Here is a 248-nt window from a genome sequence, read left to right as displayed (position 1 = left end):
GCAGGTTTACCCTTATCGGGTTTGGCCCCCAGAAAATTTTGATGCTTTCCGATAATACCAGCATCCCGCCTAATGTAATCAGCAGCTGTCTCACATGATTACCATAGACAGGACGGATCAGGAACCTCTCCAATACCCAGCCCAAGACCATTCCGACAGCAACTGCACCCGCTATCGCTAATAGAAAACTGTTTGTTTCTTTAAAAAACCATGCTCCTGAGAAAGCGCCCCAGACGAATAATCCGCCA

Annotated in this window: 1 protein-coding gene; it reads right to left on the bottom strand. The window is 47.6% G+C overall.

Translation table 11 applies throughout. From position 1 onward, the window contains the following. Window positions 1-248: hypothetical protein (locus tag KVT28_RS25975; RefSeq protein WP_254633676.1), on the bottom strand; the 248-nt coding region annotated here is incomplete at both ends.

Source organism: Pantoea sp. GbtcB22 (genome assembly GCF_019091025.1).
GTDB classification, from domain to species: domain Bacteria; phylum Pseudomonadota; class Gammaproteobacteria; order Enterobacterales; family Enterobacteriaceae; genus Pantoea; species Pantoea leporis.
The sequence above is the reverse complement of the archived record's forward strand: the minus strand, read 5'-3'. Positions and strand labels throughout refer to the sequence as shown.